The 23,143-nt window shown below is 31.0% G+C and carries 24 protein-coding genes; 19 read left to right on the top strand and 5 right to left on the bottom strand.

What is annotated here, in order from left to right; genetic code table 11:
• Positions 1-2 precede the first annotated feature (2 nt).
• From ribD to NMK29_RS10970, 4 genes are read left to right on the top strand one after another with little or no spacing between them, the layout of a single operon-like run.
• Positions 3-1,052 carry a bifunctional diaminohydroxyphosphoribosylaminopyrimidine deaminase/5-amino-6-(5-phosphoribosylamino)uracil reductase RibD gene (ribD, locus tag NMK29_RS10955; protein WP_234424338.1) on the top strand — a complete coding sequence of 350 codons (1,050 nt, stop codon included), beginning with the start codon at positions 3-5 and terminating at the stop codon, positions 1,050-1,052.
• On the top strand, positions 1,045-1,653 hold the full coding sequence (locus NMK29_RS10960) for an HAD family phosphatase (protein ID WP_108805324.1): 609 nt from the start codon (positions 1,045-1,047) through the stop codon (positions 1,651-1,653). Before ribD ends, NMK29_RS10960 begins: the two co-directional genes overlap by 8 nt.
• On the top strand, positions 1,650-2,519 hold the full coding sequence (locus NMK29_RS10965; protein ID WP_108805323.1) for a GRP family sugar transporter: 870 nt from the start codon (positions 1,650-1,652) through the stop codon (positions 2,517-2,519). The genes NMK29_RS10960 and NMK29_RS10965 overlap by 4 nt, the downstream gene beginning before the upstream one ends.
• 11 nt (positions 2,520-2,530) lie before the next feature.
• The gene (locus NMK29_RS10970; RefSeq protein ID WP_108805322.1) at positions 2,531-3,145 is read left to right on the top strand and encodes a YigZ family protein; all 615 of its coding nucleotides are present in this window, start codon (positions 2,531-2,533) and stop codon (positions 3,143-3,145) included.
• On the opposite strand, the gene NMK29_RS10975 is transcribed toward NMK29_RS10970, so the two are convergent.
• The gene (locus NMK29_RS10975) at positions 3,126-3,548 is read right to left on the bottom strand and encodes a thioesterase family protein (protein WP_108805321.1); all 423 of its coding nucleotides are present in this window, start codon (positions 3,546-3,548) and stop codon (positions 3,126-3,128) included. The two genes, NMK29_RS10970 and NMK29_RS10975, sit on opposite strands and share 20 nt — an antisense overlap.
• A gap of 191 nt (positions 3,549-3,739) precedes the next feature.
• Between NMK29_RS10975 and dnaA the strand changes: the two genes are divergently transcribed.
• From dnaA to NMK29_RS10990, 3 genes are all read left to right on the top strand, one after another.
• A complete protein-coding gene (gene dnaA / locus NMK29_RS10980) occupies positions 3,740-5,167 on the top strand; it encodes a chromosomal replication initiator protein DnaA (protein ID WP_108805320.1) in 1,428 nt (475 codons plus the stop codon).
• A 13-nt stretch (positions 5,168-5,180) separates the two neighbouring features.
• Positions 5,181-5,633 carry a low molecular weight protein-tyrosine-phosphatase gene (locus NMK29_RS10985; RefSeq protein ID WP_108805319.1) on the top strand — a complete coding sequence of 151 codons (453 nt, stop codon included), beginning with the start codon at positions 5,181-5,183 and terminating at the stop codon, positions 5,631-5,633.
• A gap of 213 nt (positions 5,634-5,846) precedes the next feature.
• Positions 5,847-6,578 (top strand): SAM-dependent methyltransferase, encoded by a 732-nt coding sequence (locus tag NMK29_RS10990; RefSeq protein WP_108805318.1) that lies wholly within the window; start codon positions 5,847-5,849, stop codon positions 6,576-6,578.
• 6 nt (positions 6,579-6,584) lie between these two features.
• On the opposite strand, the gene NMK29_RS10995 is transcribed toward NMK29_RS10990, so the two are convergent.
• The 4 genes from NMK29_RS10995 to dapF all read right to left on the bottom strand — a co-directional run bounded on the left by NMK29_RS10995 (position 6,585) and on the right by dapF (position 9,944).
• Positions 6,585-7,250 (bottom strand): peptidoglycan-binding protein LysM, encoded by a 666-nt coding sequence (locus NMK29_RS10995; protein ID WP_108805317.1) that lies wholly within the window; start codon positions 7,248-7,250, stop codon positions 6,585-6,587.
• A 354-nt stretch (positions 7,251-7,604) separates the two neighbouring features.
• Positions 7,605-8,648 carry an endolytic transglycosylase MltG gene (mltG, locus tag NMK29_RS11000; RefSeq protein WP_108805316.1) on the bottom strand — a complete coding sequence of 348 codons (1,044 nt, stop codon included), beginning with the start codon at positions 8,646-8,648 and terminating at the stop codon, positions 7,605-7,607.
• Positions 8,638-9,165: a GNAT family N-acetyltransferase gene (locus NMK29_RS11005; protein WP_108805315.1), complete on the bottom strand. Its 528-nt coding sequence runs from the start codon at positions 9,163-9,165 to the stop codon at positions 8,638-8,640. The genes mltG and NMK29_RS11005 overlap by 11 nt, the downstream gene beginning before the upstream one ends.
• Positions 9,159-9,944, bottom strand: coding sequence for a diaminopimelate epimerase (dapF, locus tag NMK29_RS11010; RefSeq protein WP_108805314.1), 786 nt, complete (start codon positions 9,942-9,944; stop codon positions 9,159-9,161). Before dapF ends, NMK29_RS11005 begins: the two co-directional genes overlap by 7 nt.
• A 165-nt stretch (positions 9,945-10,109) precedes the next feature.
• Between dapF and NMK29_RS11015 the strand changes: the two genes are divergently transcribed.
• From NMK29_RS11015 to NMK29_RS11070, 12 genes are all read left to right on the top strand, one after another.
• The gene (locus tag NMK29_RS11015; RefSeq protein WP_108805313.1) at positions 10,110-11,528 is read left to right on the top strand and encodes a trypsin-like peptidase domain-containing protein; all 1,419 of its coding nucleotides are present in this window, start codon (positions 10,110-10,112) and stop codon (positions 11,526-11,528) included.
• Positions 11,529-11,663: 135 nt separating this feature from the next.
• Positions 11,664-13,112, top strand: a complete 1,449-nt coding sequence (locus NMK29_RS11020) for a glyceraldehyde-3-phosphate dehydrogenase (RefSeq protein ID WP_027393564.1) — start codon at positions 11,664-11,666, stop codon at positions 13,110-13,112.
• 332 nt (positions 13,113-13,444) lie between these two features.
• Positions 13,445-14,062, top strand: coding sequence for a tRNA (guanine-N1)-methyltransferase (locus NMK29_RS11025; RefSeq protein ID WP_108805312.1), 618 nt, complete (start codon positions 13,445-13,447; stop codon positions 14,060-14,062).
• Positions 14,063-14,121: 59 nt separating this feature from the next.
• Entirely contained in the window at positions 14,122-14,799 is a 678-nt protein-coding gene (gene trmD, locus NMK29_RS11030; RefSeq protein ID WP_108805311.1) for a tRNA (guanosine(37)-N1)-methyltransferase TrmD, read from the top strand.
• Between the two features lie 223 nt (positions 14,800-15,022).
• Complete coding sequence (gene rplS / locus NMK29_RS11035; RefSeq protein WP_108805310.1) at positions 15,023-15,373, top strand: 50S ribosomal protein L19; 351 nt, start codon at positions 15,023-15,025, stop codon at positions 15,371-15,373.
• 967 nt (positions 15,374-16,340) lie between these two features.
• Positions 16,341-18,566: an NADP-dependent isocitrate dehydrogenase gene (locus NMK29_RS11040; RefSeq protein ID WP_108805309.1), complete on the top strand. Its 2,226-nt coding sequence runs from the start codon at positions 16,341-16,343 to the stop codon at positions 18,564-18,566.
• 174 nt (positions 18,567-18,740) lie between these two features.
• The gene (locus NMK29_RS11045) at positions 18,741-19,283 is read left to right on the top strand and encodes an RNA polymerase sigma factor (RefSeq protein ID WP_234424337.1); all 543 of its coding nucleotides are present in this window, start codon (positions 18,741-18,743) and stop codon (positions 19,281-19,283) included.
• 1 nt (position 19,284) lies between these two features.
• Positions 19,285-19,842 (top strand): hypothetical protein, encoded by a 558-nt coding sequence (locus tag NMK29_RS11050; RefSeq protein WP_108805308.1) that lies wholly within the window; start codon positions 19,285-19,287, stop codon positions 19,840-19,842.
• A complete protein-coding gene (locus NMK29_RS11055) occupies positions 19,823-20,914 on the top strand; it encodes a hypothetical protein (RefSeq protein ID WP_159092352.1) in 1,092 nt (363 codons plus the stop codon). The genes NMK29_RS11050 and NMK29_RS11055 overlap by 20 nt, the downstream gene beginning before the upstream one ends.
• A 42-nt stretch (positions 20,915-20,956) precedes the next feature.
• Entirely contained in the window at positions 20,957-21,631 is a 675-nt protein-coding gene (locus NMK29_RS11060; RefSeq protein WP_108805306.1) for a hypothetical protein, read from the top strand.
• 92 nt (positions 21,632-21,723) lie between these two features.
• Entirely contained in the window at positions 21,724-22,365 is a 642-nt protein-coding gene (locus NMK29_RS11065; RefSeq protein WP_159092351.1) for a hypothetical protein, read from the top strand.
• Between the two features lie 120 nt (positions 22,366-22,485).
• Positions 22,486-23,049, top strand: coding sequence for an outer membrane beta-barrel protein (locus NMK29_RS11070; protein WP_108805304.1), 564 nt, complete (start codon positions 22,486-22,488; stop codon positions 23,047-23,049).
• Positions 23,050-23,143: the final 94 nt, after the last annotated feature.

Raw genomic sequence — 23,143 nt, forward strand, 5'->3', positions numbered from 1 at the left:
GAGTGAATACACTACACGAAAAATACATAAGACGTTGCATTCAAATTGGAAAAAATGCATTAGGCAATGCCAGACCAAACCCGATGGTTGGTTGCGTTATTGTTCTTGATAATATGATTATAGGAGAAGGCTACACTAGTCCATATGGAGGTAGTCATGCTGAAGTAAATGCAATACAATCAGTAAAAGACACAGCTTTATTAAAAAAAGCCACTCTATATGTAACTCTCGAACCATGTTCTCATTTTGGAAAAACTCCTCCTTGTAGCGATCTTATTATAAAACATCAAATACCAAATGTAGTTATAGGAACTATAGACACACATAGTAAAGTTTCTGGAAGAGGTATCGAAAAACTAAAAAATGCTGGATGTAATGTAACTCTTGGTATTTTAGAAGATGAATGTAGAAAACATCATAAGCGTTTTTTTACATTCCACAATAAAAAACGCCCCTATATTATTCTCAAATGGGCACAAACTATAGATGGATTTATTGCTCCAGAAAAAACAACAGAAAGAGCTCCAGTATGGATCACAAATTCTTACTCAAGACAATTGGTTCACAAATGGAGAGCAGAGGAACAAGCTATTCTAGTTGGAAACAAAACAGTAATAGAAGACAATCCAAAACTTACTATTAGAGATTGGTCTGGTAAGAACCCAGTAAGAATAGTCATTGACCTTTATAATAAAATCCCGAAAGGTTCTTCTATTTTAGACAAAACTGTAAAAACAATTGTAATAACTACTAAGGATTATAAGCAATATAATGAGGATACATTTTTAATATATGAGATGATCAATTCTGAAAACAATATTCCTGAACAGATTTGTAACATTCTTCATACTCATGAGATTCAATCCGTAATTATCGAAGGAGGTAGTTACACTATTCAATCATTTATCAATGAAAACTTATGGGATGAAGCAAGGGTGTTTACAGGAATGAATAGTTTTGTAAAAGGAGTAAAAGCTCCCAAATTTCAATCTAAACTAGTCTCGGAGAAAAAAATTATTGACGACACCCTAAGAATGTACTATAATGATTAAAACTATTATTTTTGATTTTGGTGATGTCTTTATAAACCTGGACAAGTCGGCTACAGCAAGGGAACTTACAAAACTTGGATTACTTCCCTTCACAAAGGATCTAGAACACTTAAATGAATCCTATGAAACTGGAGAAATTACAACTAAAGAATTTATTAACCATTATCAAAAATTACTTCCCGATGCTTCTGAAAGAAAAATAATAAATGCTTGGAATGCTATTCTAAAAGATTTTCCAAAACACCGCTTAGAGTTCCTTCAAAAATTATCTAAAAACAAAACATATCAATTAATTTTATTAAGCAATACAAACGAATTACACATAGATTGGATAAAAAAGAACATCCCATTTTATTATGATTTTAAGTCTTGCTTTCAAACATTCTATCTTTCACATGAAATCAATTTAAGAAAACCTAATTTAGATATTTTTCAATTCGTATTAGACAACCATCAATTAACTCCATCAGAAACTCTTTTTATTGATGACACTTTTGCTAATACAACCGCAGCTCAGCAATTAGGAATTAATATCTGGAATAATAACCCAAAAAAAGAAGATATTACAAACCTATTTACCATAAAATCTAATTTGTTTTGATTTATCTATTACTAAGTATACTCGCTTCTAGTTGGATTTTAATAACCTTTAAACTATTCTCTAAATACAACGTAGACACATTACAGGCGATCATCATTAATTATATTGTTGCTTCATTATCTGGATTAATTGCATACCCTAAACCTATTAATATAACGACTATCGTAAAATTTGATTGGTTTTACGGAACGATTGCTTTAGGACTTATTTTTATACTAATCTTCAATTTAATGGCAATTACTACCCAAAAAAATGGAATATCTGTAGCAGCTGTTGCGACTAAAATGAGTGTTGCTATTCCTGTTGTATTCGGGATACTTATATATAAAGAAAGTACTGGAATATTAAAAGTAGTAGGAATCATATTAGCTTTAGTTGCTGTTTATATGACCTCGATAAAAACTAATGAAGGAATTTCTATAAAAAAAGAAAATCTAATTTACCCTTTTCTAGTTTTTATAGGAAGTGGTATCATAGATACAAGTCTAAAGTTTATGGAAAAGAATTACGTTTCGGAAATAGATACAGCAATTTTTTCATCATCTATTTTTGGTTTTGCAGCAATAATAGGAGTATTTGTATTAATTTATAAAGCAATTACTTCTAAATTAAAAGTATCCATTAAAAATATTATTGCAGGAATTTGCCTAGGTATCCCAAACTATTTTTCAATATACTTTTTGATTCAGGCATTGCGAAATCCTAATATGGATAGTTCTACTATCTTTATAATTAACAATGTTGCTATTCTATTGGTATCTACAGTTGCTGGAATTTTATTTTTTAAAGAAAAATTAATTCCAAAAAACTGGATCGGGATTATACTAGCAGTAATAAGCATTTTATTAGTTACTTTTTCTATTTAATATCAAAAGAATTGAACACTACAGACACTTACAAAACAATAAATGAGCCCGGAGAAGAGGTTTTATTTAAAGATAAAAACAGTAAATTCTTTGGATACTCCTTTCCTATAGTTTCGGAAGAAGAAGTAAAATCAATCATAGAATCATTAAAAAAACAACATCATGCTGCTAGACATTGGTGTTATGCTTGGCAACTTGGTACGGAAAAAATAAAATACAGGAGTAATGATGATGGAGAACCTTCTAACTCAGCCGGCCAACCTATCTATGGTCAAATTCAATCCTTTCAGGTCACAAATATTTTAATAGTAGTGGTTAGGTATTTTGGCGGTGTCAAACTTGGTGTTGGTGGATTGATTAATGCCTATAAAACAGCAGCACAATTATCACTTCAATCTTCTATTATTTTAGAAAAAACGATCGATATCAAATTCTGTATCACTTTTGAATATAAAAACATGAACAAAGTGATGCGAATTATAAAGGAGCGTCAACTTAAAATTACCAATCAAAAATTAGAATTAGATTGCAAAATATTTATTTCTGTAAGAAAAACAATAGCTAATGAAATAAATGATCTTTTCTCTACGTTGTACGAAGTAGAAATTAAACGAGTAGACGATTAAACTCTTTTTCTATTATGTTTAGTAAGTAAGGCGGGCATAAAATTGGTTTTCTGGTTTCGGCATCTACAAATACCAATGTTGAGGAAGCAATTGTTAACAATTCTTCATCTTGATTGTAAATTTTGTAGTCAAAAACGATACGAGCTGTAGGAATTTTCTTTAAAAAAGTTTTAACAGTTAATTCATCGTCAAAGAACGCAGATTTCTTAAATTTAAAATCTAATGTAAAAACAGGAAGCATTATACCGCTTTCTTCCATTGATTTATAGGAAACACCTAATCGTAATAGCCAATCAATACGGGCTAACTCTAAATATTGTGCGTAGTTGCCGTGATGCACTACTCCCATTTGATCGGTTTCGGAATACCTAACTTTAAATGATGTTTCTGAACTGATTGACATTTATTTTATTAAAAAAGTATGATTAATATAAAATTACAATTATCTAAGTATGCGAAAAAAATAATTAAAATTCAACCCCAAAATCGTTTTTTTTTTACATTTTTTGTTCACATATTTGTCTTGCAAAAAAAGAAGGAACTTTTTCAACAATTTTCCGTTAATAACCTAATAAAAGTAATCTAACCACTCTAATGAATATAACTGCGCAATCAGTTTGGGATAATTGTCTGTCTTTTATAGAGGATAACATTACCCCGCAAGCTTTTAAAACCTGGTTTGAACCTATTAAAGCTGTAAAGCTTACGGATAGCGCTTTGAGTATTCAAGTACCCAGTAAGTTTTTTTACGAGTGGCTAGAAGAACACTACGTTAACCTTCTTAAAGTATCTTTAACTAGAGAACTAGGAGAAACCGCGAAGTTGGTATACATTATTAAAATGGAAAATACATATGGTAATAAAAAACCATTTACTGAAAAGATTCCTAGTTCTAATAGAAAAGCAGTAAGTTCTCAGGAAGTCGATGTACCAATTAAAAGCAAAAATCCTGAGTTAAAAAATCCATTTGTAATTCCAGGAATTAGAAATGTAAAAATTGAATCTCAGTTAAATCCAAGTTATAATTTTGAAAATTTCTTAGAAGGAGACTCTAACAGGCTAGCAAGATCCGCAGGAATGGCTGTTGCTAACAAACCTGGAGGTACCTCTTTTAATCCTTTATTAATTTTTGGAGGAGTAGGATTAGGTAAGACTCATCTAGCTCACGCAATTGGAGTTAACATAAAAGATAATTATCCGGAAAAAACAGTCTTATATATTTCTGCCGAAAAATTCACTCAGCAGTACATAGAATCTGTAAAAAAGAACAATAGAAATGATTTTATTCATTTTTATCAAATCATCGATGTATTAATTGTAGATGATATTCAGCTACTATCCGGAAAAGCTGGAACACAAGATGTATTCTTTCATATATTTAATCACCTACATCAAAACGGTAAACAAGTAATTCTTACTAGTGACAAAGCTCCTGTGGACATGCAGGACATTGAGCAACGATTACTTTCTCGTTTTAAATGGGGATTATCCGCAGAACTACATCAACCAGATTTTGAAACAAGAATTTCAATTATAAAAAATAAACTTTATCGTGATGGTGTAGAGATGCCAGAAGATATTGTAGAGTTTTTAGCAAACAACATAAAAACCAATATCCGTGAATTAGAAGGTGCGATTATATCATTAATTGCTCACTCTTCTTTTAATAAAAAGGATATTACAATAGACCTCGCTAAAGCTATTGTAGACAATTATGTTAAAAACACAAAACGAGAAGTATCCATAGACTACATACAAAAAGTAGTTAGTGATTATTTCCAAATGGATGTAGAAACATTACAATCCAAAACACGTAAACGCCATATAGTACAAGCAAGACAGCTAGCAATGTTCTTTGCTAAGAAGTTAACTAAAGCTTCATTAGCAAGTATTGGAACACAAATAGGAAAAAGAGATCATGCTACTGTACTTCATGCTTGTAAAACTGTTGACAACTTATCCTCTACAGATAAGCAGTTTAGAAAATACGTAGAAGATCTAGGTAAGAAGCTTACCCTCTAAAATCCTAATTTACATGAAAGTTAAGATCTTAATGGTATGCCTAGGAAACATATGCAGATCTCCGCTAGCAGAAGGTATTCTAGCATCTAAACTAGATTCTGAGAAATTTCAAGTAGATTCAAGCGGTACAAGCAATTACCACATTGGAGAGAAACCAGACAGAAGGTCTATTGAAACTGCCAGAAAACATGGGATAGATATCACAAATCAAAGAGCAGCTCAGTTTAAAGTCAGCGACTTTGATCATTATGATTTTATCTACCCAATGGATAATTCTAATTATCAAAATATAATCAAGCTGTCTCGAAATGAAGAAGATCGTAAAAAAGTAAAGTTAATTTTAAACGAATTACAGCCTAATCAAAATCTAGATGTTCCAGATCCATATTATGGAGGAGATCAAGGTTTTGAAAATGTTTATCAAATGCTAGATAAAGCCTGTGACCATATTGTTACAAAGCTATAAAAAGAGGCCTAGTCTAGAAAACAAAGTTTTTGTATATTTAGAAACAGTTAACCAAATTTAAATATACTATTCTTTGAAAACAAAATTAACTTTTTACCTATACCCATATTATTTCAAAAGCATATCCAAATTCATCATCTGGATCATAAATCCTAAGAATAGCACACAAAATTCAAATTCAATTAATCAAAAATTAGTTACTAAATAAACACTATGGAATCAAAACCCCTAGATCCAAAAGGAAAATTATATTTAATACCAACTAGATTAGGAGATGATGTACCTCTAGAAGTACTTCCTATCTCTATAAAAAAAGTACTAGAACAAGTAAATCACTATATTGTTGAAAACGAAAAACCAGCAAGACGCTTTATAAAAAAAGTAAGTCCTAGCAAATCACAACGATCCTTGATTATCCATTCAGTAAATAAATATACTGACGCTTCCGAAATACCAAATTACTTAGCCCCTTGCCTAAATGGAGAATCTATTGGATTATTATCTGATGCTGGTTGCCCAGGTATTGCAGATCCAGGAGCCGAAGTAGTAAGATTAGCGCACGAAAAAGGAATTCAAGTAACACCACTGGTTGGACCATCATCCATATTTCTAGCTATGATGAGTAGTGGTATGAATGGGCAAAACTTTAGCTTTAACGGATACCTACCAATCGATAAAAGTGAAAGAAAATCTACTATTAAGCTTCTTGAAAAAAATTCTCTTGAAAAAAATCAAGCTCAAATTTTTATAGAAACTCCTTATAGAAACGATAAAATGTTAGTAGACTTATTAGCCATTCTTAATCAAAATACTAGATTATGTATCGCAAGTGACATCACGTTAACTACAGAGTATATAAAAACCAAAACTGTAGAAGAATGGAAGAATGAACAAATTGAATTACACAAAAAACCTACAATATTTATTATCCAAAGAGATTTCTAGTAAAAATTAAGCTTTTGCCTTTCTATTAGGAATAACGAACGAAGTATCAAACCCAGAAAAACGTTTCATATAATATCGAATTGTTGTACCAAAAGCATCAGCAAAACCATCTACTCCACCACTACGAAGATATTTTTTTACTGCGCCTGGTCCTGCAAGATGAGCTGCAGCAAGTACACCAGACTCCGTAATTACAATACCATTCATTCTTTTACCAGTAAACCATTTAAGATCTCTACGTAAAATCCATTTATTCCTAGAAAGGTTTGCATAAAATGCTCTTTCTTGTAATTCTGGACTAGAAAGAAAAGTATTTTTATTTTTTATTCCGATTAATTGAAGAGTACCTATTCCAAATTGATACTTTCCCATGTATCCAAATTGATTTACAACACCGTAGTCACCTCTAGATTCTTTAAAAGCTACAGCTTCTTTAAAACCTACATACGACTTGCCTAACTCTGGATAAACAAAATTACTTATTAGATCATCTTTAATTTCATTGTAATTAAGATCATCCTCTATTTCATTAAAATTAGGAGCGATATAATAAAGATCTAATCCAGCAGTACTATACGAGCTTAGATCTGTGCTATTTTTTGGTTTAAAACTTACTAAAACGATTCCCCCAATTGTAAGAATTAAAAAAAGTCCAATTATCCTTTTTATCATATAAAAAATTTCTAAGTAGACATCAAAAAGATGTTCCCCTCTACTTAAATTTTTGCGGTGCAAATATACGACTTTTTTTTAAACCAAACACTATAACATGTTAAATATATTATAATACTGAAAAACAGTCATTTAGACCTAAAAAAGAGTTAAAAAAGGACATCAAAAGTCAAAAAAACTCTTAAATATTGCACTTAAACGTCAAAGTAAGAGTTTTTATCGATTAAAAATGAATAACACCTTTGATAGACAATTAACAGGGTTCGAAAAGAAATTGTTGATAAGTTAACATTAAAAAAGGTTTTTAAGAACAATACAGTATAAATTTTTCCTACAAAAAACACTCTAAATATACTATCTATTCACTCCTTGTTTATTAATCCAATTAATGTATTGTTTTTTGTTTCTATTATGCTGCGCTATCGTTTTGGCAAACTTATGATAGCCAAAGTTTTCTACATTAGCTACAAAGAAGTAATATTCATGTTTCTCATAATTAAGAACTGCATCTATAGAAGAAATATCAGGCATCGTAATAGGACCTGGAGGTAAGGTTTTATATTTATAGGTATTATAAGGACTATCTAGTTCTAAATCTTTAAAAAGAACTCTTTTAATAACTATTCCCCAGTCTTCTCTATGTTTTTTCAATGCGTATATTACCGTAGGGTCTGCGTCGAGTTTCCATCCATTTTTATATCTATTCATATAAACTCCTGCTACCCTTGGTCGTTCATCAACCTTAGCTGTTTCTTTTTGAACAATAGAAGCAATCGTAGTAACTTCGGTAAATGTTAAACCAATATTTTTTGCTTTACTCGTTCTACTCTCATTCCAAAACCGTTTGTACTCTTTCAGCATTCGGCTCCTAAACTGTTCAGCAGATGTATTCCAAAAAAACTCGTATTTATTGGGAATATACATTGCTAAAGCATTATCAATTGTAAATTCATGCTCCGAGATAAAACCTTCATCTTTAAACGCTTTAATTAAAGACAAACTATCCGCTTCTATTTGTTGAGCAACTCTTCCGGCAAGATTCTCTAATCTTTCTTGGTTATTAAAACTAAGTTGAATTGGGGTGTTTTTGCTTCGCAATAAAACTACAAGCTCATTATTATTTAATCCTTTTTTAAGAATATATCTTCCAGCTTTTACTTTATTAGTATATCCTTTTTTAGAAGCTATCTTATCAAAACTAGAAGGATCCTTCAATAAAGGATGTATAATCTTTCTTAATTCTGGATATGTTGTTCCCGAAGGTATAAATACTGTTGTTGTTTCAGTATCAAAATTTGTATTAGGAGAAAAAACTGCTTGATACACATAATACGCAAACAATCCACCACCGATTAAGCCAATTAAGGCTATTATTAACAAAATTCTTTTAATGTACATATATATGTTGATATAATAATTCGTCCTTGTACATACCAGATACAAGGTTCCATTCTTTCTTAACTCCTATATTTATAAACCCTTCTTTCTCAAACAACTTTATACTTGCTAAATTATCTTCTGCTATGTTAGCGTATAATTGGTGTAACCTTAAATGCGTTTTGCCATAATTCTTAATAAGACGAAGAGCTTCTTTACCATATCCCTTTCCACGGTACTCTTTTTCTGCTATTAGAATTCCTACTCCTGCCCTATTGTGGGTTGGATTAAAATCAAACAAATCAATAAGTCCTAATGTAGCCCCGTCATATGCACAAATAACAAGTCGTAATTGTTTGGCATCATAAATATCCTGATGCGCATTCTCTAGATATTGCTTGATTAAAAACCTAGAGTATGGCGTTTGTGTTGTGCTCATTTCCCATATCCGTTCATCGTTTTCAATTAAATAAACAAAATCTAAATCTTCAGGTTCTAATGCTCTGAGATAAATATGTTCACCTTTTAATGTTAACATGTAATTTCTCCTTTAAAAACTTGTTCAGCCGGACCAATAAGAAATATATCTTCATAACCACCAACAGTTTGCTTAAAAGTTACTCTTAATTCACCTCCAGGAGTTTTCACACTAACTTCTTCTTTATCCGTCATTTTTGTCCTATGCATAGATAATGCAACTGCAGTTACTCCTGTTCCACATGATAAAGTCTCATCTTCTACCCCTCTTTCATAAGTACGTACAGAAAATAAATCATCAGATTCTTTTTGCACAAAATTGACATTACTTCCCTCCTCAAAATAAGGAGATCCATTTCTAATTTCACGGCCAATTTTGGGAACATCAAAAGAAACTAAATCATTTACCATAGTTACATGGTGTGGAGAACCGGTATCTAAAAACAAATGCGAATCATGTTGCTCGATTTTAGAAACATCCTGCATTTGCAAATAAACTAAACCATTTTTTATTTCTGCCTTATGCTTTCCGTCGATTGCGGTAAAAATAGCTCTGTCGTCAATCACATCTAAAAAAGCTGCAAAAGCAACCAAACATCTTCCTCCATTACCGCACATGGTACTCTCATTACCATCTGCATTAAAATACACCATAGTAAAATCATCTTCTTCATTTTGAGGCAGTTCTAACAACATCAAACCGTCTGCTCCTATTCCAAATTTTCTGTCACAAAGTCTTGCAAACAATTTGGTATTATTTTTGGACAAGATTGATTCTCTATTATCAATGATTACAAAATCATTACCAGTACCTTGATATTTATAAAAAGTAAGGATCATTATTCTATTCAATTATAAAGAGCAAAGGTACAAAGAAAGTAAACATATAATCGTTGTTAATGGTGCGTTAAATATCGAAAAAAAATATACTATAGTTGTAATTTTAATAGTTATTAAGAGTCTATATTATAGTACTAGTCAAATTAAACGAAAAAAGAAAAGAAGATGAAAAGATTTTTTAGCTTATTGGTTGTAGCTATTTTAGCAGGAGTAATGACATTAGGAGCATACAAATTATTTCTTGAACCTGATCCAGTAGTTGTTACCAGAAATGATACCACACAAAAAACAAGTTTAATCCCAACAACGTATACTGCAACTAATTTAAATAATGCAGGTACAAATGTAGATTTTACCGTAGCTGCAGAAAAAACAGTAAATGCAGTTGTTCACGTTAAACAGTATGGAATATCAAAAACTCCGAGAAACCTTATGGAATACTTTAGAAATGGAGGTTCTACAGAAAGAAGAATTCAAGGAGCTGGTTCTGGTGTTATCATAACCGAAGACGGATACATAGTTACTAATAATCATGTGATTGATGGTGCCACGGATTTAGAAGTTACATTAAATAATAATAAATCATATAAAGCGGAAGTAATTGGTACTGCACCACAATCGGATATAGCATTAATTAAAATCGACTCTGATGAAAAATTATCATATATCCCTTTCGGAAATTCAAATACAGCAAAAATTGGAGAATGGGTTTTGGCAGTCGGTAATCCTTTTAACCTTACATCTACGGTTACAGCTGGTATAATTAGTGCCAAATCAAGAGATTTAAATGAATATGATGGTAATTTCCAATCGTTTATACAAACAGATGCAGCTATCAACCCTGGAAACAGCGGTGGAGCTTTGGTGAATATACGAGGAGAACTAATAGGTATCAATACAGCAATTACATCGCAAACCGGAAGTTATGTAGGATATGCATTCGCCGTACCCTCTAATAATGCCCGAAAAATTGTTGAGGATATATTAGAGTTTGGAGATGTTCAAAGAGGAATATTAGGCATAAACGGAGATAACCTAACAAAACAGGTAATGGAAAAATATAACATTGATGAAACCCAAGGTGTTATTATTACCAATGTAGGCGAAGATAGTGGTGCTAAGAAGGCTGGATTAAAAGAAGGTGATGTTATTAAAGAAATAGATGGATTAAGAATTAAGAAGTTTGCCGACTTAACAGGTTATGTAAATAGTAAAAGTCCTAATGACATTATTAACGTAAAAATAATTAGAGAGAATAAAGAACTTAATGTACCAGTAACCCTATCCAAATATGTTATCCAAAGATATAGCATTGAAGATGTCGGTGTAGAAGTAGCGAATCCAAATCCAGAGTATTTGAAAAAATTTGATTTAGATCATGGAGTAATCATCAGTAAAGCACTAAGTCCAAAAATGCAACGATATAATCTAGAAGGCTTAATTATAAGCGAGATAGACAGTAAAAAGGTAAAAGATGTTTTGCAAGTAAAACAAATTATAGAAAGCAAATATCCAGAAGAAGACATTACTATCAGCTTAATTGATCGTAATGGAGAAAAGAGAGAGTTTGTTTTCCAAAATTAAGAGGAACGTGAAGTAAAATCAACAATCCCATTACTAACAAAAAGTAATGGGATTTTTTTATTCAAAAAGCTTTACGAAAACGTTTGAAATTCATACTTTTGCGCGAAATTTCAAGATTCTAAAACACAACACATTATGAGTTCTAACGAAGTTTATGAGAAAGAACTTGCCTTTCAGGCAGACAGACGCCGTGCTACGGTAGCATTTATTAAAACTGTGAGCGACCTTTGGTACGATAATTCTATTGAGTTAGTACTATTTCGTAATCAATTAATTGATAAAAATGTAAGCGAAATCCTTAATCTGCATGAATACGCTGGTGAGTTTGTTCAAAAACCAATTTCGATTTTTGATTCTGTAGAAATTGCACAAGCAATTAAGTTAATGGATTTACCTCCTGCAAAATTAGATATCGGTAAACTTACTTATGAGTATCACCTTGCGGGTAATGAATATGATTCTGCGACTAGCTTCGTAATGAACAAACTAAAAGATGCTAAGAAATTTAAAAACATATCTCCAAAAGATGTAGTTCTTTATGGATTTGGAAGAATAGGGCGTTTAGTTGCTAGAGAACTTATGACTATTACTGGAAAAGGAAGTCAATTAAGATTAAGAGCTATCGTAACTAGAGGATCGATTACAGAAGATGTTTTAGAAAAAAGAGCTTCTTTATTAAGAAATGATTCAGTACACGGAGAATTTGCTGGATTAGTAGAAACAGATATTGCAAACAGTTCTTTAATAATAAATGGTACTACAGTAAAAATTATTAGTGCTAACAATCCAGAAGATATAGACTACACTTCTTATGGAATAGACAATGCCCTATTAATTGACAATACTGGAGCATTTAGAGATAAAGAAGCTTTAAGCAGACACTTAATAGCAAAAGGAATAGATAAAGTATTACTTACCGCACCAGGAAAAGGAATTCCTAATATTGTTCATGGAGTAAATCACCAAGAGCACAATCCAGATAAGGTAAATATTTTCTCAGCTGCTTCTTGTACTACAAATGCAATTACGCCAATTTTACAGGCGGTAGATGAAAGTTTTGGAGTAATCAATGGACATTTAGAAACAATACACGCATATACCAATGATCAAAATTTGGTAGATAATATGCATAAAAAATATAGAAGAGGACGTGCAGCTGCATTAAACATGGTAATTACTGAAACTGGAGCTGGCAAAGCAGTTTCTAAGGCATTACCAAGTTTTGAAGGTAAACTAACTTCTAATGCTATTCGAGTTCCAGTACCTAACGGATCATTGGCAATTCTTAATCTTAATTTAGAGAAAAACACCTCTAAAGAAAGTATGAATGCTATTATTAAAAAATACGCTTTAGAAGGAAACCTGGTTGAACAAATAAAGTATTCATTGGATAACGAATTAGTATCTAGTGATATCGTTGGATCATCTGCTCCATCAATATATGATAGTAATGCAACAATTGTAGATGCTAAAGGTAATAATGCTGTGCTTTATGTTTGGTATGATAACGAATATGGATATAGTCATCAGGTAATCAGACTATCTAAATATATAGCAAAAGTAAGACGTTTTACATATTACTAGTAGTTCCAACTATTATAATAATTCTTAAAAAGTCGTTATCCTCAAGATAATGACTTTTTTGTTTTATAAATCTAACAAACACACGGTTTGAAAAACAAAACTTTTCGTAAATTTCAAAACCCTAAGAAATATGAGTAACTATACTCCTTTTTAAATCTTTTAAATTACCTACAATATCGTATATTTATTACCGTTACAATTAATTAAAGACTAACGTAAAAAAGAATAGAATCTTGAAAAGTATATTGATAACTTCGTTAAGCAAGTAAAATAAAGTTTATGTAATATACTCAAGGTTTTAATCAACCATTAAAAACAACTAAAACTCACACATGAAATTACCAAAGTACCTATTAGTTTTCATAGCTCTATTCCCCATCTTTGAAACCATTCAGGCACAAGAAGATAATCTTACTGCAGAACAAGCATTACAAAATGAAAACATTAAAACTCAATTTGATGTAGTCATTAAAAAATCTGGAAGATATCAAGAATATAAGGTTGTTAAGCGTGTTTGGCTAGACAAACTAAAAGGAAATACAATAGATTCACTTAAAACATTAGAAGATAAATTAAACAGTTCTAATCAAAAAATAACAGAACAGCTAACCTCTATTTCTAATCTTGAAGCTTCTCTTGCCAAAACCAATGAAAACCTTACTGCGGTTACAGAAGAAAAAGATAGTATGACATTTTTAGGAATACCATTCACAAAAGGTAGTTATAAAACTATGATGTGGACTATTGTTGGCGCACTTTTAGCGCTTCTTGCTTTCTTTGTTTTTAAGTTTAAAAACAGTAATTCTGTTACTGTACAAGCTAAAAAAGCTTTAGCCGAAACAGAAGCTGAGTTTGAAGATCATAGACGCAGAGCTTTAGAAAGAGAACAAAAAGTGATGCGTAAACTTCAGGATGAAATCAACAAACAACGTAAAACCGGAGCTAAGTAATCCAAATATCTGGATTTTACCATATTTGTTTTGCATCTTTGCAATCTTAATAAGAAAAGATGCGCATAGACATAATAACCGTTGTCCCCGATATTCTTAAAAGCCCTTTTGAAGCCTCAATTATGAAGCGATCAATAGAAAAAGGTTTAGTAGAAGTACAACTCCATAATCTTAGAGATTACACCACTGACAACTACAAACAGGTTGATGATTACCAATTTGGTGGTGGTGCAGGCATGGTAATGATGGTAGAGCCAATAGATAAATGTATTTCTAAACTAAAAGCCGAAAGAACTTACGATGAAATCATTTATATGACTCCGGATGGAGACACGTTAAACCAAGGAATTGCAAATCAACTATCTCTAAAAGGGAATATAATAATTCTTTGTGGCCATTATAAAGGTGTTGACCAACGGGTTAGAGATCATTTTATCACTAAAGAAATATCCGTTGGAGATTACGTACTATCTGGCGGAGAATTAGGTGCTCTAATACTATGTGATGCTATCATTAGACTAATACCTGGAGTATTAGGTAATGAAACCTCTGCGTTAACGGATTCTTTTCAAGATGACTTATTAGCACCACCAATATATACAAGGCCTGCAGATTACAAAGGATGGAAAGTCCCTGAGGTACTGACATCCGGAAATTTTCCAAAAATTGAAGCCTGGAGAGAAGAACAAGCATTCCAAAGGACAAAAGAACGAAGACCAGATTTGCTAGACGATTAGTTTCTAATTTTTAATACCAATAAACCTGTTAAGTATTTCAAATACAGGTGAAAGATATATTACTGAGAACTAGACAAATAATCGAATATAATCTTTACAAACAATAATATTAAAAATACTTGCAAATCATTAAATAATAGTTATTTTTGCAGCCTGATTGAAACAACCTCTGGCGAGAATCGTGAATGTTGCTTTAATAAAACATAAGTAAACTACTTCAAAAATGGAAGATTTAGTAAAATTCGTACAAGACGAGTTTGTTACAAGAAAAGATTTACCTGAATTTTCAGCAGGTGATACAATTACAGTATATTACGAAATTAAAGAAGGAAACAAAACACGTACTCAGTTTTTTAGAGGGGTTGTAATCCAAAGAAGAGGTTCTGGTTCTAGTGAAACTTTTACTATCAGAAAAATGTCTGGTACAGTAGGTGTTGAACGTATTTTTCCAGTTAATTTACCAGCTCTTCAGAAAATTGAAATTAACAAAAGAGGTAAAGTTCGTAGAGCACGTATCTTTTACTTTAGAGAACTTACAGGTAAGAAAGCTCGTATCAAAGAAAAAAGAAGCTAATTCTTTCATCTTATATAATATCAAAGGTTGTCTAATGACAACCTTTTTTTATGAACAAAAGTTAACAACTGTAGTTTATAACCAGTTGATAACTAAAAAGATACACAACAACAATCACTTGAATCTTTTTTCTTAATTTTAGTATATAGAAATAATATAGTATAAAGAGATGACACAAGGATTCCTAATATTTATTTTTTCTAAACTCGTTCTTTGAACATTTTACATAAACCATCTTAAGGTTAGGATAAATATAAAACGAAAGTTATTTTTTTGAGTACATCGTTGAAATCACTTTAAGGATTCTCTTTAAAATCATTTCAGAATGAAATTCAGAAGAAAAAATTAAGTTTTGACACCTTTTTAATTTTAAGTGGCATCAGACTATTCGGATGAGAAACTACAAAATTACATAAGTAATTTAGATACAATAGCGTTCGCAATAGTCACAAGAGTAGTATTTTATAGTATGATCGAATTTTCCTTCGTAAAATTAAAACTACTCAAAAACAGAAATAACAGTTTTGGTATAAATTAACGTAAGTTATTATTTAATAGCGGGTAAAACAGCTAACTAAATTATTATTTCTGAACGAAAGCCATATCAAGATATTCGTATTATGATATGGCTTTTTATATTTAAAATTATTCTCAAATTAAACTACTTTTTTTACGACAACCATTTTTTACCCCCTTTCTTTTTCAAAGATTTCTAATTCAATCTCTTTAACTCAAAACTAACAATGTACTGGTTGCATTTGCTACCCTATATTTGTATCTTCGCGCTCGGAAAATCTTACAGCGAATAATATTTTTATACACGTAGTGTTCCTCGAATATTTTTAGAAAGGTTAATATTATTTGTCCAAGAAAAATTAAACGACTAATTGTTTCCTTAATAGATAGTATAATACATAAGGTATTTTACCAAAAAGTCTGATAAATATCTTATTCAAAATCAAAAAATATGGGAATTGAATCCTCAAAAATTGTTTACACAAAAACTGATGAAGCACCTGCGTTAGCTACCTATTCTTTTTTACCTATCGTAAAAAAGTTCACCAAAGCCGCTAATATTGAAGTTGAAACTAAAGATATATCTCTTGCAGCAAGAATTTTAGCTATTTTTCCTGAGAACCTTTCGGATAAGCAAAAACAAGCAAATGCCCTAGCTGAACTTGGTGGATTAGCTTTAAAATCAGAAGCAAATATCATTAAGCTTCCTAACATTAGTGCATCAGTTCCTCAATTAAAGGCTGCTATAGCAGAGTTACAATTACAAGGTTTTGATATTCCGAATTATCCTGAAGAACCAGAAAATGATACTGAAAAGGAGACAAAAGCTAAGTATGATAAAATCAAAGGAAGTGCTGTAAACCCTGTATTAAGAGAAGGGAACTCTGATCGTAGAGCCCCTAAACCAGTAAAACAATATGCTAGAAAAAACCCACATTCTATGGGTGAATGGAGTGGCGATTCTAAAACACACGTAGCAACTATGGCTAGTGGTGATTTTCGTTCTAATGAAAAATCAGTTACAATTTCTAATGCCGGAGATGTTAAGATTGAATTCGTTGATAATAATGGTAACACTACAGTATTAAAAGAACAAACAACATTACTTGCTGGAGAAATTATAGATGCTACAGTAATGAGTAAAAAAGCACTGATTTCTTTTCTAGAAGAACAGATTGCTGATGCCAAGGAGAAAAATGTCTTGTTTTCATTACATATGAAAGCGACTATGATGAAGGTGTCAGATCCTATTATTTTTGGTCATGCGGTTGAAGTATTCTTTAAAGATGTATTCGAAAAGCATAATGAAATTCTAGAAGAAATAGGTGTTGAAGTTAATAATGGTTTTGGAGATCTTGTTAATAAACTAAAGAAAATATCAGATGCTGGTAAGAGAGCCGAAATAGAAGCAGATATTAAAGCTTGTTATGAAAACGGTCCACAATTAGCGATGGTCAACTCTGACCAAGGTATTACCAATCTTCACGTACCAAGTGATGTTATTATCGATGCTTCTATGCCCGCTATGATCCGTAACTCTGGACAAATGTGGGATGCAAAAGGTAATACTCAAGATACTAAAGCTGTTATACCTGATAGTAGTTATGCAGGAATATATCAAGAAACTATAGATTTCTGTAAAAAACACGGAGCTTTCGATCCTACAACTATGGGAACTGTTCCTAATGTTGGTTTAATGGCTAAAAAAGCCGAAGAATATGGATCTCATGATAAAACATTCGAAATAAAAGGAAATGGTACTGTTCGCGTTGTAGATGCAACAGGTACTATTTTAATAGAACACCCAGTAGAACAAGGAGATATTTGGAGAATGTGTCAAACTAAAGATGCTCCTGTAAAAGACTGGGTTAAATTAGCAGTAAGTCGAGCAAGAGCAACAAATACCCCTGCAATATTTTGGTTGGATAAAGCAAGAGCTCACGATGCTAGCTTGATCGAAAAAGTAAATGCTTATTTACCAGAACACAATACAGAAGGATTAGACATTAGAATTATGTCTCCAGTAGAAGCTACAAAGTTCTCTTTAGAAAGAATAAAAGAAGGTAAAGACACTATTTCAGTTACAGGAAATGTACTACGTGATTATAACACAGACCTCTTCCCTATTTTAGAACTTGGAACTAGTGCAAAAATGCTTTCTATCGTTCCGTTAATGAATGGTGGAGGTTTATTCGAAACTGGTGCTGGTGGATCTGCTCCTAAACACGTGCAGCAATTCAACAAAGAAGGACACTTACGTTGGGATTCTTTAGGTGAATTTTTAGCATTAGCTGTTTCTTTAGAACACTTAGGAGAAGTTAATAACAATCCAAAATCACTTGTTATTGCTGAGGCATTAGATAAAGCAACAGAAGAGTTTTTGGAGAATAAAAAATCTCCATCAAGAAAAGTAAACGAACTTGACAATCGTGGCAGTCACTTTTATCTTGCTTTATATTGGGCGCAAGCGCTTGCTGAACAAACAAAAGATAATGATTTAAAAGAAGAATTTACTTCTATCGCCAAAGAATTAGGAGAAAATGAATCAATAATCATTAAAGAATTAAATGATGCCCAAGGAAGCGCTGTCGATATGGGTGGTTACTATTGGCCAGATGTTACTAAAGTTGCTAATGCAATGAGACCTAGTAATACTTTAAACAAAATCATAGGATAATATATAAATCAACCTTATAATCTAAAAGCCTGTAAAACAAATGTTTTACAGGCTTTTTTAATTATTTAAAATAAAAAAATCAAAAAGATGCAACCCTTTACTTTTTGTCTTGTCAATAGTAATAACTAGAAAAGAAAAGTAACTTTAAAGAAACTTACAATCAACTCTAATTAATTGAAAACTAATATTCTTTATACACACAAAGATTTGATAGAAAAAAGCAAATCTGGTGATCGAAATTCGCAGTATAAGCTATATGAGTTATATGTAGATGCCATGTACAATGTAAGTATGAGAATAGTAAGTATAAGAGAAGATGCAGAAGATATTATCCAAGATAGTTTTGTTGATGCTTTTAAAAACTTAACATCTTTTAGATATGAAAGCACCTTTGGTTCTTGGTTAAAAAGAATCGTAATCAATAAAAGTATCAACCATTTAAAATTTAAAAAAATACCAATTACTACACTAGATAAGCATGAATATCATATTACAGAAGAAATTAAAGAATCTGTTAATACTAGGGATATAGAAAAAATAAAAAAAGGTATTACAAGATTGCCCTATGGATACAGACAGATTATTAATCTGTACTTAATAGAGGGATATGACCATATTGAGATTTCGGAGATTTTAGAGATTTCTAGCTCTACTTCTAAATCACAATATCATAGAGCAAAGAAAAAACTAATTCAAATCATAAATACGCAAGCATAAAATGGATGATTTTGAAAAACACATAAGAGAAAACAAACTTCTGTTTGATGAACATAAAACGGATAAAACTAAACTTTGGGAACGAATCGAATTAGAACTGGATACTACTTCTAAAACTAAAAAGATAAAAACCTTAAAACATTGGAATTCTCCTTTTCTAAAAATAGCAGCGAGCATTCTTATAGTTCTTGGAGTGTTTTCTTTAATGAATCTATATACAAGTTCTACAAATAATCTAACACCACAAAATCAAGCAGTTAATCAAGAACTACAGGATATTGACACCTATTATAAAGGGCTTGTTTCACTTCAGGTAGAGTTGGTAAAAAAGAATTCGAAACTAACAGAAAATGATAAAGAAGATTTTCTCTCTTTCATGGATGAATTAGACAAGGAGTATTTATTGCTAAAAGAAGAAATGAAAGCGAATCTGAATAACGAGTATATCCTTGAAGCCATAGTTCAGAATTACAAAAAAAGAATTGAATTAATAGAGAATCTTCTAGAACAAATTAAAGATTCGAAAAAATCCGATGAAAATGAAGGATATATTTTATAAAAAACTAACCATATTAGTCTTAATACTTTTTGCCGGACATTATACAAATGGTCAGGAAAAGTTATCTAAATCAATAGAAAAAACCTATGATTTTTCAAACGCCGGAGAATTACAATTAGAAAATAAGTATGGAAATATTATAATCAACGGATGGAGCCAAAATAAAATCAAAATTACTATTGATATTACCGTTACTAAAAAAGACAAAGAAGATGCGCAGGAGCTTTTAGATAGAATACAACCCTTCATAAACACATCTGATGATTTCTTAACCGTATTTTCAAATATTGAGGAAAAAAGCGACAGTTTTTTTTCTAAAATATTTAATCGTGTTAATCCTTTTGATTTTGACAAAGGAAATGTACAAATTGATTATCAAATTAACCTTCCAATAAATTCGGAGATCCAATTAACTAATAAATTTGGAGATATTATTATCAGTGATTGGAATGGAAAGTTAAAAGCTGATTTACAACACGGAGATATGTGGATTAATAATGATGTTGTAAATGCTAATATTAAAATGAAATTCGGCAAACTACATACAAAATCCATTACCTATGGTAAAATTGATCTAAAAAACAGTGAATTTGATCACGAGACTTCTAAAAACCTTAGAGTGATAAGTAGTGGATCAACAATCACTATAAAAAAAGTAGATGATCTAGAGATATACTCCAGTAAAGACAAAGTTTCAGTAGATGCAATTAATAAAATCAAAGGAGAACTGGAATTTACTAATATTATAATTGAAAAGTTGCTTGATAATATTAATCTAACAATGGATGTAGCAGACTTTAGAGTAGAACATATCGTAAAATCAAATGCAGATATAATTATAGATCAAAAATCTTCAGAAGTTAACATCAATATTTCAGAACTTAATTTTGATTTTAATGCTTCTTTAGAGCAAGGTTTGTTGCGAATTCCTAAAACGTTCAAGAATATAAAAAACGAAGTAATTGACAGTAAAAAAAGACTACGAGAAATCCATGCAACATATGGTCTACAAACAAACAAGGGAACTTTTCAAATAACCGGCAGAAAAGGAGTAATCATATTAAAAGAATAATCAAAATCATTTATCAATCCAAAAAAAAACAAACCAATACTCATGAAAAAATCAATCAAATTATTACTTATTATTTTCTTATTGATAAATATATCTTTTGCTTATTCGCAAGAAGATAGCAACGGTGATTATCTAGAATTTAATGACCGTAAAAATATCGTCCATGGAGTCTATCTTGGTTTTAGTGCTAGTTATGGAGAAATTGACGGAGAAGACACTGGATTAATTGGACTAAAATTAGCATATGTAGCCAATAGAAAGTTTGAAGTAGGTTTTGGTATGAAGGGGTTTTATTCTCAACAAAATCTACCAGGAATTTCAATTTCTAACGATGAAGATCTCATTGGAGGATATGCAGGAATGCACTTAGAACCTATATTCTTCAGTAAATCAAGAATAAACTTATCATTTCCGTTACTAGTTGGATTTGGGGGTGTTGGTTATATAGATGGTCAATTCAGTGACGATGATGAATTTAATGAAGATGATTATGACTGGGATGCTGTTTTCGTTGCTGAACCAGGAATAAATCTACTATTTAATGTATCTAGATTTTTACAACTAGAAGCTGGTGTAAAATATAGATTCTCGAGTAAATTTAATATCCATCCTAATGGTATTGATCGAATCAATGGATTCTCTGCAGGAATAGGAGTAAAAGTTGGAGTCTTTAATCTCGGAAGAAACAGATATAAGAAAAAAGCTCCTAAAGAATAGAACTACATAATGTCTATAAGTTTTTTAGATAGAAACACATCAAAAGAATGAGTTTGACATAATTTAAAATACAATCTATAAAACCATTGTTTATGAAATACATAAGAATGTTTTTAGTAGCTTTAATCATACTAACAACAAATCAAACAAGGAGTCAGGAAACTGATAACAAAGATTATATCGAATTCAATGATCGAAAAAACATCATACACGGCATCTATCTTGGTGTTGACGTAGGATATGGTCAAATCAAAAAAAATCAAACTACCTCTGCTGGAATTAAATTAGCATATGTTGCTAATAAAAAAATGGAACTAGGAATAACAGCAAAAGCTTTGTTCTCCGATTTAAGATCTGTCGATCGTTCTTTTGGAGGAAATTTTGATTTATTAGTTATCTATGGAGGTCTACACTCAGAAAACATACTACTTAGTACTTCAAAATTTAATTTTTCGTTTCCTTTTCTAATAGGTATGGGGTATGTAGAAGGTTCAGGTCCACTATTTAAGAGTACAGATATAACATTAATTGTAGAACCAGGTGTTAATGTATTATATAATCTTTCTAAATTTATACAATTCGAAGCAGGAATAAAGTATCGGTTTTCAACACCTATTGATCCAATACCAAATATTTTAGATAATATTAATGGTTTCTCTATACATATTGGCTCTAAAATTGGAATATTTAATCTAAACAGAAATAGATATAAGCAACCAGCTCCTATTGATTAACTAAAACAAAATCACGAAAAAATCTAACTCCAAACGAGACATTAAATCAATAGGTAATTCCTGTTGATTAGTCACCGTACTGCCTTTAATCTAAGTAATCATTAATATAAATTGATCATTATGAAAAAAAATGCATTATTATTAGTAATCTTAATTCCCTGTTTTCAATTATTTTCTCAAGATTCAAAAATCAGTTTTGAACTCAACTACCCTATCCCATTTGGCGACAACTTTCTTGGCGATAATTATGTTGGAATTATTGATGCTGGCGCAGATTACCGGTTTATTGAATTAAACCCTGTTAAGATAGGTGTTTCTATAAATGGTAATGTATTAACAAATAATAAGTTCGATACTTCTGAAACTACAGCATACATATTACAACCAAGAATATTTGGAGAGTTAACTATAGAATCAATTAAGAAACTTCGTCCTTCAGTTGGAATAGGATACACAGTTATCGTATTAGATTCATCTATCACAACAAATACTGGAGAATTAAATGAGACTGAAACTTTAAATGGATTTAATCTCAATGTTGGAATTGGGTATAATATCACTAAAAAGTTTTTTGCTCAAATTCAATATGATTTCTTGAGACTTTCTGAAGAAGATAATGTACCAGATATTGCATTTAATAGAAATGTAAATCTTCTAAAAATAGGATTAGGGTATAGGCTCTAAAAAATTAAACATCATTTAATTGCGAGACCTTCATTTAAAGCAAATCATATAAGCTTGAAAGAACATATAAATGCCATAAATATATTCTTTATCC

Source organism: Aquimarina sp. Aq107 (assembly GCF_943733665.1).
In the GTDB taxonomy this organism is placed as follows: Bacteria; Bacteroidota; Bacteroidia; order Flavobacteriales; family Flavobacteriaceae; genus Aquimarina.

Coding starts and splice junctions, on each gene's coding strand:
- NMK29_RS10975 (WP_108805321.1), bottom strand. CDS start 3,548: ATGTCAATCAGTTCAGAAACATCATTTAAAGTTAGGTATTCCGAAACC.
- NMK29_RS10995 (WP_108805317.1), bottom strand. CDS start 7,250: ATGATAAAAAGGATAATTGGACTTTTTTTAATTCTTACAATTGGGGGA.
- NMK29_RS11055 (WP_159092352.1), top strand. CDS start 19,823: ATGAAGGATATATTTTATAAAAAACTAACCATATTAGTCTTAATACTT.
- trmD (WP_108805311.1), top strand. CDS start 14,122: ATGCGCATAGACATAATAACCGTTGTCCCCGATATTCTTAAAAGCCCT.
- NMK29_RS11005 (WP_108805315.1), bottom strand. CDS start 9,165: ATGTTAACATTAAAAGGTGAACATATTTATCTCAGAGCATTAGAACCT.
- NMK29_RS11070 (WP_108805304.1), top strand. CDS start 22,486: ATGAAAAAAAATGCATTATTATTAGTAATCTTAATTCCCTGTTTTCAA.
- NMK29_RS10960 (WP_108805324.1), top strand. CDS start 1,045: ATGATTAAAACTATTATTTTTGATTTTGGTGATGTCTTTATAAACCTG.
- NMK29_RS11065 (WP_159092351.1), top strand. CDS start 21,724: ATGAAATACATAAGAATGTTTTTAGTAGCTTTAATCATACTAACAACA.
- NMK29_RS11015 (WP_108805313.1), top strand. CDS start 10,110: ATGAAAAGATTTTTTAGCTTATTGGTTGTAGCTATTTTAGCAGGAGTA.
- dnaA (WP_108805320.1), top strand. CDS start 3,740: ATGAATATAACTGCGCAATCAGTTTGGGATAATTGTCTGTCTTTTATA.
- NMK29_RS11025 (WP_108805312.1), top strand. CDS start 13,445: ATGAAATTACCAAAGTACCTATTAGTTTTCATAGCTCTATTCCCCATC.
- mltG (WP_108805316.1), bottom strand. CDS start 8,648: ATGTACATTAAAAGAATTTTGTTAATAATAGCCTTAATTGGCTTAATC.
- NMK29_RS10985 (WP_108805319.1), top strand. CDS start 5,181: ATGAAAGTTAAGATCTTAATGGTATGCCTAGGAAACATATGCAGATCT.
- NMK29_RS10990 (WP_108805318.1), top strand. CDS start 5,847: ATGGAATCAAAACCCCTAGATCCAAAAGGAAAATTATATTTAATACCA.
- NMK29_RS11050 (WP_108805308.1), top strand. CDS start 19,285: ATGGATGATTTTGAAAAACACATAAGAGAAAACAAACTTCTGTTTGAT.
- dapF (WP_108805314.1), bottom strand. CDS start 9,944: ATGATCCTTACTTTTTATAAATATCAAGGTACTGGTAATGATTTTGTA.
- rplS (WP_108805310.1), top strand. CDS start 15,023: ATGGAAGATTTAGTAAAATTCGTACAAGACGAGTTTGTTACAAGAAAA.
- NMK29_RS11060 (WP_108805306.1), top strand. CDS start 20,957: ATGAAAAAATCAATCAAATTATTACTTATTATTTTCTTATTGATAAAT.
- NMK29_RS11020 (WP_027393564.1), top strand. CDS start 11,664: ATGAGTTCTAACGAAGTTTATGAGAAAGAACTTGCCTTTCAGGCAGAC.
- NMK29_RS11040 (WP_108805309.1), top strand. CDS start 16,341: ATGGGAATTGAATCCTCAAAAATTGTTTACACAAAAACTGATGAAGCA.